Genomic DNA, 13,102 nt, shown 5'->3' with positions numbered 1-13,102 from the left:
TACATTTACAACCTAACTCTCAGTTAAATAAAGAGAAGCGGGTTTTATACATTCTATTTTGCTGCTTTTGTTGAAGCGTGCGTGTTTATTCGAACTAAAAAAGCCAGCAATGCCCTACACATTGCTGGCTGGTTTGCTTCCAGATTCCCTAAGCCAGAAGCAAATAGGTCGATCTGTCTCGATTACTTGGTAGCGATCAGATCTTTATAGGCTATGGTTTTGCCTTGTGGTTTCTCGTTCGCCAGTTTGGCTTTCGGAGAGCCCGGTTGAGCTAACCAGTATTCTGCGCCTTTTTCTGGGTTCAGCTTAGGACCACACTCACCTTGAGCTTTACTGCGCTCTAAACGACGAAGGACTTTGTCTTGTGCTTTCGCCAAGCCGTCCAGTGCTTCTTGTGGAGTCTTCTCGCCACTGGCTGCTTCAGACACGTATTGCCACCACAGCTGCGCCAGTTTTGGATAGTCTGGCACGTTGGTCCCAGTTGGTGTCCACTGTTTACGCGCATCACTGCGGTAGAACTCAACCAGACCACCCAGTTTTGGAGCAGCATCAGTCATCGCTTGCGAATTGATATCCGATTCACGAATCGGCGTCAGACCCACCAGCGTTTTCTTCAAGCTCACAGATTTAGACACGACGAATTGCGCGTACAACCAAGCGGCTTTACGGCGATCAAGTGGTGTACTGTTCAGGAAGGTCCAGGAACCGGCATCCTGGTAGCCCAATTTCATGCCGTCTTCCCAGTATGGACCGCGTGGTGAAGGCGCCATGCGCCATTTTGGCGTGCCGTCTTCGTTCACCACTGGCAAGCCCGGTTTGGTCATATCCGCAGTAAAGGCGGTGTACCAGAAGATTTGTTGTGCGATAGAACCCTGCGCAGGAACAGGACCTGCTTCACCAAAGGTCATGCCTTGTGCTTCTGGTGGCGCATACTTCTTCAGCCAGTCCACGTATTTTGTGGTTGCATAAACGGCTGCTGGACCATTGGTTGCACCACCACGAGAGACATCCGAGCCCACTGGCTGACAACCTTCGATACGAATACCCCATTCATCGACAGGCAGACCGTTTGGAATCCCTTTGTCACCAGCACCGGCCATGGAGAACCATGAATCGGTGAAACGCCAGCCTAAGGAAGGATCTTTCTTACCGTAATCCATGTGACCGTATACAGGCTCGCCATCAATGGTTTTCACTTTGTCGGTAAAGAACTCAGCGATGTCTTCATACGCAGACCAGTTAAGTGGTACGCCCAACTCGTAACCGTAAGCGTCTTTAAACTTGGCTTTCAAATCGGCGCGCTCGAACCAGTCGGCACGGAACCAGTATAGGTTGGCAAACTGCTGGTCCGGGAGCTGGTAGATTTTACCGTCTGGTCCTGTTGTAAAGCTCAAACCAATAAAGTCTTTCAGATCCAGCATTGGGTTGGTGACCACAGCACCTTCACCGGCAATGAAATCACTGATAGGGACCACTTTACCGTAGCGGAAGTGTGTACCAATCAAGTCGGAGTCATTGACGTAAGCATCGTAAATATTACGACCCGTCTGCATTTGGGTTTGCAGCTTCTCTACCACATCACCTTCCTGAATCAGGTCATGGTTGACCTTGATACCCGTGATTTCATAGAAAGCCTTCGCCAATACTTTCGCTTCGTACTCGTGAGTTGTGATGGTTTCTGATGCAACGTTGATTTCCATTCCTTTGAATGGTTTTGCAGCATCGATGAACCATTGCATCTCTTCCTGCTGTTTTTTCACAGAAAGCGTAGATGGCGTAAACTCAGACTCCAGCCATTTATTGGCTGCGGCCATATCGGCATTCGCATAAGGTGACACCGCTGCCATCAAAATGGCCAGCGACATACAACGTCCTAAGTATGTTTTTTTCATATCCTTTTGCATTACTAATAACTCCTGTTATTCATATATTTCACGTTATGTTTATGTGTAGCTTTTAGCGTCATTATCCCCATTTCATTACGGTACATAGCCAAACTACAGAGACTGCAAATGGCACCCAAATACTGATTTCACTCAGCCCTACGAAGCCCAAATGAATGAAGGCTCCGCTGAGTAAACCAATGAACAGACGATCCCCACGGGTGGTGGAAATTGGCAAAAAACCTTTGCGTTCCACACAGGGGTATTTGATTTCCAAAATCGTCATGGTGACGAGGATCAAGGCGATCCCCGTGAAAAACAGTGCTGATGGAGTTGTCCAAGCCATCCAGTTCATGTTGTTTCTCCTTAAACTCGTCCGAGGGCGAAGCCTTTCGCCACGTGATTGCGCACAAACCAGATAACCAAAATACCGGGCAGAATTGTCAGTACCCCTGCCGCGGCCAGCACGCCCCAGTCAATCCCCGAGGCGCTGACCGTTCGGGTCATAACCGCCGATATGGGCTTGGCATCCACTGAAGTCAGGGTTCTTGCCAGCAGTAATTCAACCCAGCTGAACATGAAGCAGAAGAAGGCGGTTACCCCGATGCCAGAGCGGATCATCGGTAGGAAAATCTTCATAAAGAATTTCGGAAAGGTGTAGCCGTCGATGTACGCGGTTTCATCAATTTCGCGTGGAACACCCGACATAAAGCCCTCCAGAATCCAAACTGCCAGCGGCACGTTAAACAAACAGTGGGCGAGGGCGACCGCAATGTGCGTATCGAACAGCCCAACCGATGAATAAAGCTGGAAGAATGGCAACAGGAATACCGCTGGTGGTGCCATCCGGTTGGTCAACAGCCAGAAGAACAAATGTTTGTCGCCGACAAAACGATAACGCGAGAAGGCGTATGCCGCGGGCAAGGCTACAATCAGAGTGATGATCATGTTCATCACCACATAAATGATGGAATTCACATAGCCCATGTACCAGCTGGGATCCTCAAAAATCACCTGATAGTTGCGGAACGTCCAGTTCTCTGGGAAGAAGCTCAAGCCACTCAGAATCTCCTGATTCTCTTTGAACGACATGTTGAGTAGCCAGTAAATCGGCAACAGCAAAAACACCACGTAAGCAATGAGGCCGAATAGTTTTGATTTAGTCATGATTCAATCCTCTACTTGTTCTCTGTGTGCGTCATTGCGGTGTAGAACACCCAACAAACCAGCAAGATGATTAGGAAATAGATGATGGAGAACGCCGCCGCCGGACCAATGTCGAACTGACCGATCGCCATTTTGGTCAACGCCTGGCTGAGGAAGGTGGTTGAGTTACCCGGACCGCCACCCGTCAGCACGAAGGGTTCGGTGTAAATCATGAAGCTGTCCATAAAGCGGATCAGCACACCAATCAGCAACACGCTTTTCAGCTTCGGAAGTTGGATGAAGCGGAAGATGGCCCAGTTTGAAGCGCGGTCGATTCGAGCTGCCTGGTAGTAAGCGTCTGGAATCGCACGCAGACCGGAGTAACACAGCAGCGCGATCAATGATGTCCAGTGCCAAACGTCCATCAGCAACACGGTGAACCATGCGTCCACAGGGTTGCCTGCGTAGTTGTAGTTGATGCCAATGCTGTTCAATGCCCAGCCGAACAGACCGATGTCGGCACGACCAAAGATTTGCCAGATGGTGCCGACCACATTGAGTGGAATAAGTAGTGGCAGCGCCAGAACGATCAAGCAAAAGACTGAGCCTTTGCCTTTAGCTGGCATCGCCAGCGCCACCAGAATGCCTAAAGGCACTTCGATCAAAAGAATGGCAAACGAAAAACCAAACTGGCGAAATAACGCCCCTTGTAAACGTTCGTCGTTGAGCATTTCTTTGTACCATTCCGTTCCCACAAAGTAGGCGGTGTTGGCGTCGAAGATGTCTTGCAATGAGTAGTTGACGACCGTCATCAATGGGACGACCGCACTGAATGCCACCAGAAGAAATACGGGCAGCACTAAAAACCAAGCTTTGTTATTGGTGACCTTGTCCATTAGTCTTCCCTCTCCCCAATCAAAAATTCATCCAGATACACCATGGTCCATTGCTCTGGGAAGCTGATGTAAGCCACCTTGGCTGGCACAGGCTGATCTTCTTGCAAGCGGGCTTTGATTTCCTGTTTGCCCACTTTAAGCGTCAGAATCTTATAGGTGCCGAGGTCTTCTACATGGGACACGTCGCAGCGGATTGCGCTGTCGTTTTCTTTCTCCCATACATGAACAAACTCGGGGCGAATGCCAATTTTGATGTTGTGGGTGTTGGCACCCAGAATTTTCTCTTTCAAAGCGTTGGAAAGTGGCAAGTCAACATCGTCGAAACGCACGCCATTGTCGGTAGGAATCACCTCAATCAGATTCATTCCCGGACTGCCGATGAAATACCCTACAAAGGTATGGTTCGGTTTTTCGAATAACTCACGTGGCGTACCAAATTGCACAATTTGACCGTCGTACATCACCGCAATCTTGTCGGCAAAGGTAGAGGCTTCGAGTTGATCATGCGTGACGTACACCATGGTGATGTTGAATTGCTGATGGATCTGCTTGAGCTTACGTCTAAGTTTCCATTTCAGCTGTGGGTCAATCACCGTGAGTGGTTCGTCGAACAGAATCGCGGAAACATCATCACGAACCAGTCCGCGTCCCATGGATACTTTTTGCTTCTCATCTGCCGTCAGGTGCTCGGCGCGTTTCTTTAAAACGGGCGTGAGTTCTAAGATTTCGGCAATTTCGGTCACTTTTGAGTGAATTTTGGCGCTGTTCACCTTCATATTGCGCAGTGGGAATGCCAGATTGTCGTACACCGACATGGTGTCGTAGATCACCGGAAACTGGAAAACCTGCGCGATATTTCGGTCTTGTGGAGGAATGTCATTCACCTTCACCCCGTCAAACAGCACTTCGCCATCCGATGGGCTCATCAGCCCGGAGATAATGTTAAGCAGGGTGGATTTCCCACACCCAGAAGGACCAAGCAGTGCAAAAGCGCCCCCTTGGTGCCAGGTGTGAGTCATTTCCTGGATGGCGTAGGTGGAATCGGGACCTTTCTTTTTGTCGTATGTATGCGCCAGGGCATTAAGTGTTATCTGAACCATATCAATTACCCCAACAGATGATGACTAGGGGCATGGATCAACTGTTCATCCATGCCGAACACGTAAAACTTATGAATAGGGATGTAAATCTTGATCGATTCATCAACGTCGTAGCTGTGAACCCCCGGTAAGTGCAGCACCATTTCAAAGTGGTTATTGCACACGTGGAGGAAGGTTTCAGAACCGCTGATTTCAGCCACTTCAACCTGAACCGACAATTCAATGTCGTCGTCGTTTTTAGGCAGCAAACTCAAATGGCTAGGACGCACGCCAAAAATGTATTCCCCTTGTCCCAAATGCTTCAAAGATTGATTCAAAGGGAAGTGAGCCTTTTCATCGAAACACACTTCGCTGTCTGTTACCTTTCCGCGCATCAGGTTGATTGGGGGCTCGCTAAACAGGGTTGCTGAAGTGACAGTATTGGGTTTGTGGTACACCTCGGGTGTGATGCCCGACTGAATCACACTGCCTTCGTGCAGAATAGTAGTGGTTCCTCCAAGAGCTAATGCTTCGTTAGGCTCAGTTGTGGCGTAAATGGCGATGGTGTGACGAGTCTGAAACAGTTCGCGCATTTCCTGGCGAAGTTCTTCACGCAATTTGTAGTCCAGATTAACCAGCGGTTCGTCGAAGAGAATGATCTCGGCGTCTTTGACCAAAGCTCTTGCCATTGCAGTACGCTGCTGCTGACCACCAGAAAGCTCCAATGGCAAACGGTTCAGGTATTCTGTAATTCGCAGCATTTCTGCTGTGGCGTGTACTCTCTCCTGAATCTCTTTGTCTGCCATGCCTGCCAGCCGCAACGGAGAGGCAATGTTTTCGAAAACCGAAAGGTTGGGGTAGTTGATGAACTGCTGGTACACCATTGAGATATTGCGCTCACGCACAGGCATACCTGTTACGTCTACGCCATTGACCAGAATTCGTCCTGAAGTGGGCTTATCTAAACCGGCTATGAGCCGCATTAATGAAGTCTTCCCCGCCAGCGTTCTCCCCAATAGCACGTTAAACGAGCCCGGTTCGAACGTCAGGCTGGCTTCATTGATGTGGACTTCGTTGTCCACCAATTTGCTTACCTGCTCAAGTGTTAATGACACTAAGTTCTCCTTAACTTCGAAATTATCTTTAAATTTTTGGGTATGCTAATTTTCGATAATGTTCGTTATTGCCAGAACTGTGCCAGTTTGTTGTTAAACGAAAATAAACGGCGTTTTAAACAATCTAACGCCTTTATAAACAATGAATTAATAGAAATGTCACTTTAACTTTATGAGATATTGAGTTTTTTATCCTTAACAGTGTGAGATCACATTTGTTAACAAAATGTGTTCAAAGTGTTCAGTTTGTGCTAATTTGAGCTGAACACTGATTGAATAGCATTTTCGTTTTCGAACATTTTTCGCTCATCCTTTCGAGCATTGTGAGGGTCTGTTGACCTTTCGAGCTGATTTTTGCAGCAATTTGTGGGTTCTTTATACAAGGCAGCGCTTATTCGGTGTAGCCGCTCTACATCAATAAGCGGTAACACAGTATAAAGGAGCCACAAATGCTGCCCGAAGGGTTCGGTTCTATGCGCTTTACTCTTTGTTGCAAGGTATTTGCTTAGAATGACTAAGCTAAAGACCTTGCGCCGCGATTAAAACACATAGAACTCGAACAAAATTTAACCGCGAAAGGTCAACAGACCCTAAGCTGTAATATGTGGTTTTCATGGACGAATATAAGAATAATGATCGTTCCCACCAGTCGATCATAGAAAGCTCGTGGCGACGCTGCCGTGATGCTGGGCTGGCGCATTCCAGTACGCCAGTCATAGAAATGGCGAGTGACGCCGACTTCACCTCGTCACTCGATCAGCACCATGGTTTGCTGCAAACGACGCAGCAAAAAGTGCTGCCGTTTTACGACAACCTTCTCTCTAACAGTAATTGTTTAGTGATGCTGGCAGACACCAACGGGCAGGTGCTGAACAGCTGGGGAGAGCAACGGTTTTTTCAGGAAAATCAGCCTCATGTTTTTCGCCACGGTGTGCATTGGCAGGAAGGACTGATAGGAACCAATGCCATTGGCACGGCTTTAGAAACAGGCAATATTGTTCAGATTTTCCATGATGAACACTTTCTCGCTTCCAACCGATTTATGACAGGCTCGGCTGCCCCTTTGTTTGACGCTGATCGCCGAATGACAGGGGTGTTGGCGATATCGAGTGACACCTACATGCCTACAGCCCATACGCTTGGCATGGTGAAGCTGATGTCTCAGGCCATTGAAAACCAGCTGATTGTTTCCCGCTTTAATTCGGATCACTACTTGTTCTGGTTTAATACCAGTGAAGAGAACATCGATAGTCAATGGTCCTGTCTATTGGTGTTCAATGAACAAGGTACCATTGTCTCTGCCAACCGTCGGGCAGAAGTGGTGCTAGGGTGCGATTTGGCTCTTCAAAATCTGGATCAGCTGTTTGACGTACGCATGGATCAATTACTGGCACACCCTTCTTATACCCCTCTGGTTCTGAGGTCCAAGCATAACTTCAATTTCCATGGCATTGTGATGCCACCGAAGATCCCGCAAGGACGTTCGCTGGATTTTCGCAATGCCCCAAAACCTGCGGCCAAAGCGGTTTCGAAAGACGATGTACTGGATCTTGAACGCCTGAACATGGGCGATCCAAGGCTGTCGAAAGCCATCACTCAAGCCAGCAAGATACTGAACACGGATATTCCCATTTTGATCAATGGCGAAACCGGAGTCGGGAAAGAAGTGTTCGTAAACGCGCTTCACCTGTCGAGTGAACGCTCACAAGCCCCCCTAATTGCGGTGAATTGTGCAGCAATTCCTTCTGAACTGGTGGAATCGGAATTGTTCGGGTACGAAAAAGGCGCGTTCACGGGCGCGCACACCAAAGGGTATATCGGTCTTATTCGCAAAGCCGACAAAGGAACGTTGTTTCTGGATGAATTGGGTGACATGCCACTGAATGTGCAGGCGCGTTTATTGCGCGTGCTTCAGGAAAGAAAGGTCACCCCGCTTGGTTCAACGACTTCGTACCCAGTGGATTTCAAATTGGTGTCCGCTACCAACCGACATTTAAAGCAGGATGTCGAAGCGGGCAAGTTTCGGCAAGATCTGTACTACCGCGTATCGGGCTTGAACATTACGTTGCCACCGCTTCGCGAGCGTACTGATAAAGACGCTTTGGTTCAGTACTTATTGAGTAAGTTTTCCAGTGGCGACCAGCCAGGGCAAATCTCTATGGAGGTTTTGTCTCTGTTCAAGTCGCACCCTTGGCCAGGCAACATCCGACAGATGGTGAGTGTGATTCAGATTGCACTCGCGATGGCAGAGCCGGAAGCGATTCAGGTGGATGACTTGCCGGATGATTTCTTAGCCGATGTACAGAGCTCAACAAATCATGATTCCAATATTCGTCCATTCGTCGCGCCAGTAAATACGAGTCTTCAATCCCAAACCACAGTAGAAGAGAAAGAAGACTGGTTGGAGGCGTATGAGCGAATGAACCGCAATATTTCGAAAACCGCCAAAGAGCTTAATATCAGTCGAAATACACTTTACAAAAGGCTTAGAGAAAGTGGTCTGAAATAAAAAGCATGTTGTGATCTTTGTGATTGTTTTTATTGAGTTTTTTGTTGATATCCTGATTCTTACTGCGGCTTAATTTTCTCCTCTTATTACGAATTTTATGACTATTATATGCATACATAGTCACTATTTTCTTATTAACATATTGATTTATAAGGTATTCTGTTTAATTTTTTAATGTTAACTAAAAGTGTTGCAAATGAGAGTGCAATGCATTGCAATAAATTTTAATTTATAAATTATTTGCTCGATTTATAGGCATTGTTTTATAGCAGGGCAGCTTTCGAATGGTTACCTATTCGGGTCACCAAAAAGCAAATTGCATAAATGCGTAATACAAGGAATGAGTAAATGATTAAGTTAAACAGAAAGAACGTCGGGCTATTTAAGCCTACCGTATTGGCTTTGGCGATGTTCACGTCTGGCTATGCTGTAGCCGATAATTTTACCCAGGTTTCAGAAGCTGAGCTGCCTGTTAAATACCTAGTGAAATTTAAAAGCAATATGTCTGAAAGCCCTGCCAGAATGGGTCTTAGCCAGTTTTCTGGGGAAAGAATTGTACAAGAGTCTGTGTTGGATCGCATTAACGCACAGCAAATAGAAAAATTAGGTGACAGCTCAGTTTACAGTGTCGAAGTTGACCAGGTTGCGCTAAGCGCTCTGCAACATAATCTGGACGTAGAATATGTTGAAATTGACCAACCACGATTCTTGCTTAGTGAGCTCACGCCATGGGGTCAAGACTCTGTAGGTGCAACGTTATTGTCCGACGTTAACGCGGGTAACCGAACGGTATGTATTATCGACTCAGGCTACGATCTTGCGCACACTGATCTGGCGACAAACCAGGTAACAGGTACCAACGACATAGGCACTGGCGACTGGAGCGTTCCGGGAGCAGGAAACGCTCATGGTACTCACGTAGCAGGCACAATTGCAGCAGTAGCGAACAATACAGGTGTTGTAGGTGTAATGCCTAACCAAAACGTGAATCTGCATATCATCAAAGTGTTTAGTGAGAGTGGTTGGACATACTCTTCTGGTTTGGTTAAAGCAGTGGACACTTGTGTCAGTAATGGTGCGAATGTTGTTAACATGAGTCTGGGTGGAAACAAGCTCAGTGTAACGGAAAAAGCCGCGTTTAAGCGCCATAGTGATAATGGTGTCTTATTTATAGCTTCTGCTGGTAACGACGGAAATACTAAGCACAAGTACCCTGCATCTTACGATTCAGTGGTATCGGTTGCAGCTGTTGATACAGCGCTGGATCATGCGGCCTTCTCTCAAGCAACCAACCAGGTAGAGATTGCAGCACCGGGTGTGGCGGTACTTTCAACCGTTACAATGGGCGAAGGTGTACTTGCTGATATCGAGTACAACGCACAAAGTTACTTTAACCGCGGTATTGTTCCTCACAACCGTTACATCAAAAACGCATTGGACAAATTCGAGCCAGCTAAAATATCAGGCACTCAAACTGCTCCTGCCGCAGTCTGTGATACGACAACAGGCAAATATGTCTGTGGTGACATGAAAAACAAAGTCTGTGTAGTTGAGCGTATTGAAAATCAGCGTCCTGGTCTTCGTCCAGAAATCGATGCTGTAAAAGCATGTTACGATGCGGGTGCATCTGCAGCTATCGTATACAGCAACTCAGAACTGACTGGTCTGCAAAATCCATTTGTTGTAGATGCGAAAAATGAAGCACCACTGCTTTCTGTAACGGTTGACCGTACACTGGGTCAGGAGTTTGCAGCGGCGGTTGGCCAGCCAATCACGGTGAGCGTGACAACAGGTGAAGATTATGCCTACTACAACGGTACATCTATGGCAGCTCCACACGCTGCGGGCGTTGCCGCTCTGGTATGGAGCTACCACCCTCAATGTACTGCCGCTCAGGTTCGTAAGGCGCTAAGCGCAACAGCAACAGACCTGGATGTAGCAGGTCGCGACAACCGCACTGGTCATGGTTTAGTGAATGCAGTAGCAGCGAAAGAATACCTAGATCTTGGCTGTAACGGCGGTGAGCCAATTCCTGATCCTGCCGTTTGTGATGCGACTGGCCTGAATGTTTACCCTAACTGGCCTCAGGCTGACTGGGCAGGTAACCCAAACCACGCAGGTGCTGGTGACAAACTGGTTCACAACGGTGCAGTTTATCAAGCAAACTGGTGGACACGTTCTATCCCGGGCAGCGACAACAGCTGGTCACACGTATGTGATTTGTAATACCTAAGAGTGCCTCTTCGGAGGCACTTTCTCTTAATAGGATCTCGAATGAAAAAAAATAAGCGAGTAATAGGCGTATTGATGTCAGCAGCCATTGTGGGTTCTATTGCAATTGCCCATGAAACGGAGGCGACCATGAAGCACTACGTGAAGTTTGTGGAAAGCTGTAAAGCCGAACTGCAGCAAAGCTTGGCGTCTGAAAGCATTACGGTGATCGATGAACTCCTCCACGATAAGGTTCTTATCGTAGAAGCCACTTCAGAACAGGCAAAAAGCCTGACGAATCAGGCTTGTGTGGAATACGTAGAACTGGTTCCGGAAAGAGAAATGCACAGCGGTTCCGACCCTTTTTCTCACTAGCATTGATACCCAGACAGTTTAGGTACTGGGTATAGAGTGGACTCAGACAGCATGCTGCAAGTTTGAATCGCTGATGTGTCTGTTTAAATACTGCTCCAGTTTTTCAACTTCTAGCGAACTGAATTCAATTCCTAACTTGGAGCGTCGCCACAAAATATCTTCACTTGTGACCGCCCATTCGTGCTGAATCATGTAGTCCACTTCGGCTTGATACAATCCATAACCGAAATCGATTCCCATGTCCTGAACTGAACGACGATTTTCCACTATGCGATGGCTTAATGTACCGTAAGACCTTACCCAGCGACGGATGATCGTACCGTCTAACCATGGGTAGCGATTTTTGAGTGCAATCTCCAACTGCTCTCTGTTGATGAAGTCTCCACCGGGCAGCGTTGCTTCTTTTGTCCACGGCGCTTTCATCGAAGGGAAGAACGGAATCAGTTTATTGACTGCGGCTTGCCCCAGTTTTCTGTACGTTGTTAATTTGCCACCAAAAATTGAAAGCAGAGGGGCATCATCAAACATGTCGTCCAGTTCAATGGTGTAATCTCGCGTTACTGCTTGTGCGTCGGAAGATTCGTCATCGCACAAAGGACGAACACCAGACCAGGTATTAATGACATCTTCAGGAGAGACTTTCTCGACAAAGTGCTGATTGACGATGTCACACAAGTAATCCACCTCGTCATCACTGATTTCGACCTTAGAAGGATCACCCTGATACTCAACATCCGTAGTACCAATGCACGAGTATTTGTCCTGATACGGAATGACAAAAACAATCCGGTTGTCTTCGTTTTGCAGTATGTAAGCGTGATTTTCAGGGTACATTCGCGGCACCACAATATGGCTGCCTTTTACCAGTCGGATCCCACGTGGCGATGGCAGACTAAGTTGATGATCAAAGAATCGATCAACCCAGGGACCTGCGGCATTAACCAAGGCCTTGGCAGATACGGTTTTGACGACATGAGTCTGTGTGTTTTCGATATCGATTTCCCAGCCAGAAGAGCTGCGAGATGCGCCAGTGCAGCGAGTCTGAGTCTCAATGTTTGCACCTAACTGGCTCGCTAACTGAGCGTTGGCAATCACCAAGCGGGCATCATCCACTGCGCAGTCTGAATACTCAAAGCCCGCTTTCATTTCAGGGAGTAACGGGCTGGATTCTCCAAAATTAACTCCATGACTGGCAGGAAGCGAAACGCGCTTTCCTATGTGATCATAAAGAAACAATCCTGTGCGAATCATCCATGCAGGGCGAAGGTGTGGTCTGTGTGGTAGCTGAAAACGTAAAGGTGCAACCAAATGGGGGGCGCTTTTCAATAAGACTTCGCGTTCTGCCAGTGCTTCACTCACCAAACGAAACTCATAATGTTCGAGATAGCGCAATCCGCCATGAATAAGCTTACTGCTTGCCGACGAAGTGGCGGAAGCGAGATCGGACATTTCGAACAGCCCCACTTTTAACCCCCGACCTGCCGCATCGGCTGCTACAGCAACGCCATTGATACCACCACCGATGACAACAACATCGTAATCTTCTCTGTTTGGATTGTGTTCATTAGCGGAAGCCGTTTTATCGAATTCAGCTTGGGTAGACATATCTTTACCTTCGTAAATGTTCGTTTGTTTTCGTTATTGCGCAGTATATACACATATTGATAGATGGGTCGAGTGAAAAATAAACAAAATTTTATTGTCTATGAGCTTGTCACAGTATCAATACTGTCCTTGAATTGTCATATGGATAAAGTATGGGTGACACTTTTGTCAGGTTTAACCAAGTTCACAGTTATTCATTTACACTCGATTAACCTTTGAGTGTTTTATTGCGAAAACGAACATTTGATGGAAGAATGAACATCAATTTTCAAGAATGGTAATG

At 47.3% G+C, this 13,102-nt stretch carries 10 protein-coding genes; 3 read left to right on the top strand and 7 right to left on the bottom strand.

Annotation, left to right across the window (positions count from 1 at the left end; genetic code table 11):
* Nucleotides 1-182: 182 nt before the first annotated feature.
* The 6 genes from INR79_RS27065 to INR79_RS27040 all read right to left on the bottom strand — a co-directional run bounded on the left by INR79_RS27065 (nt 183) and on the right by INR79_RS27040 (nt 6,119).
* A complete protein-coding gene (locus tag INR79_RS27065) occupies nt 183-1,904 on the bottom strand; it encodes an extracellular solute-binding protein (RefSeq protein WP_223097970.1) in 1,722 nt (573 codons plus the stop codon).
* A 61-nt stretch (nt 1,905-1,965) separates the two neighbouring features.
* Nucleotides 1,966-2,238, bottom strand: coding sequence for a DUF2160 domain-containing protein (locus INR79_RS27060; RefSeq protein ID WP_004408040.1), 273 nt, complete (start codon nt 2,236-2,238; stop codon nt 1,966-1,968).
* Between the two features lie 11 nt (nt 2,239-2,249).
* Entirely contained in the window at nt 2,250-3,050 is an 801-nt protein-coding gene (locus INR79_RS27055; RefSeq protein WP_022561867.1) for a carbohydrate ABC transporter permease, read from the bottom strand.
* Between the two features lie 11 nt (nt 3,051-3,061).
* The gene (locus INR79_RS27050; RefSeq protein ID WP_004408038.1) at nt 3,062-3,925 is read right to left on the bottom strand and encodes a carbohydrate ABC transporter permease; all 864 of its coding nucleotides are present in this window, start codon (nt 3,923-3,925) and stop codon (nt 3,062-3,064) included.
* Nucleotides 3,925-5,025, bottom strand: coding sequence for an ABC transporter ATP-binding protein (locus tag INR79_RS27045; protein ID WP_223097968.1), 1,101 nt, complete (start codon nt 5,023-5,025; stop codon nt 3,925-3,927). The genes INR79_RS27050 and INR79_RS27045 overlap by 1 nt, the downstream gene beginning before the upstream one ends.
* Nucleotides 5,026-5,030: 5 nt before the next feature.
* Nucleotides 5,031-6,119: an ABC transporter ATP-binding protein gene (locus INR79_RS27040; protein WP_022561865.1), complete on the bottom strand. Its 1,089-nt coding sequence runs from the start codon at nt 6,117-6,119 to the stop codon at nt 5,031-5,033.
* 613 nt (nt 6,120-6,732) lie between these two features.
* Between INR79_RS27040 and INR79_RS27035 the strand changes: the two genes are divergently transcribed.
* From INR79_RS27035 to INR79_RS27025, 3 genes are all read left to right on the top strand, one after another.
* Complete coding sequence (locus INR79_RS27035; RefSeq protein WP_022597968.1) at nt 6,733-8,628, top strand: sigma-54-dependent Fis family transcriptional regulator; 1,896 nt, start codon at nt 6,733-6,735, stop codon at nt 8,626-8,628.
* Between the two features lie 348 nt (nt 8,629-8,976).
* Nucleotides 8,977-10,854 carry a S8 family serine peptidase gene (locus INR79_RS27030; RefSeq protein WP_223097966.1) on the top strand — a complete coding sequence of 626 codons (1,878 nt, stop codon included), beginning with the start codon at nt 8,977-8,979 and terminating at the stop codon, nt 10,852-10,854.
* A gap of 48 nt (nt 10,855-10,902) precedes the next feature.
* Nucleotides 10,903-11,214, top strand: coding sequence for a hypothetical protein (locus INR79_RS27025; protein WP_223097964.1), 312 nt, complete (start codon nt 10,903-10,905; stop codon nt 11,212-11,214).
* 42 nt (nt 11,215-11,256) lie between these two features.
* Here INR79_RS27025 and glpD read toward each other — a convergent pair whose 3' ends face one another.
* Nucleotides 11,257-12,819: a glycerol-3-phosphate dehydrogenase gene (gene glpD, locus INR79_RS27020; RefSeq protein ID WP_223097963.1), complete on the bottom strand. Its 1,563-nt coding sequence runs from the start codon at nt 12,817-12,819 to the stop codon at nt 11,257-11,259.
* Between the last annotated feature and the right edge of the window lie 283 nt (nt 12,820-13,102).

Source organism: Vibrio sp. SCSIO 43132, from assembly GCF_019904195.1.
GTDB classification, from domain to species: Bacteria; Pseudomonadota; Gammaproteobacteria; order Enterobacterales; family Vibrionaceae; genus Vibrio; species Vibrio nigripulchritudo.
Note: the sequence above shows the minus strand (reverse complement) of the source record. Positions and strands in the feature narration are given on the sequence as shown.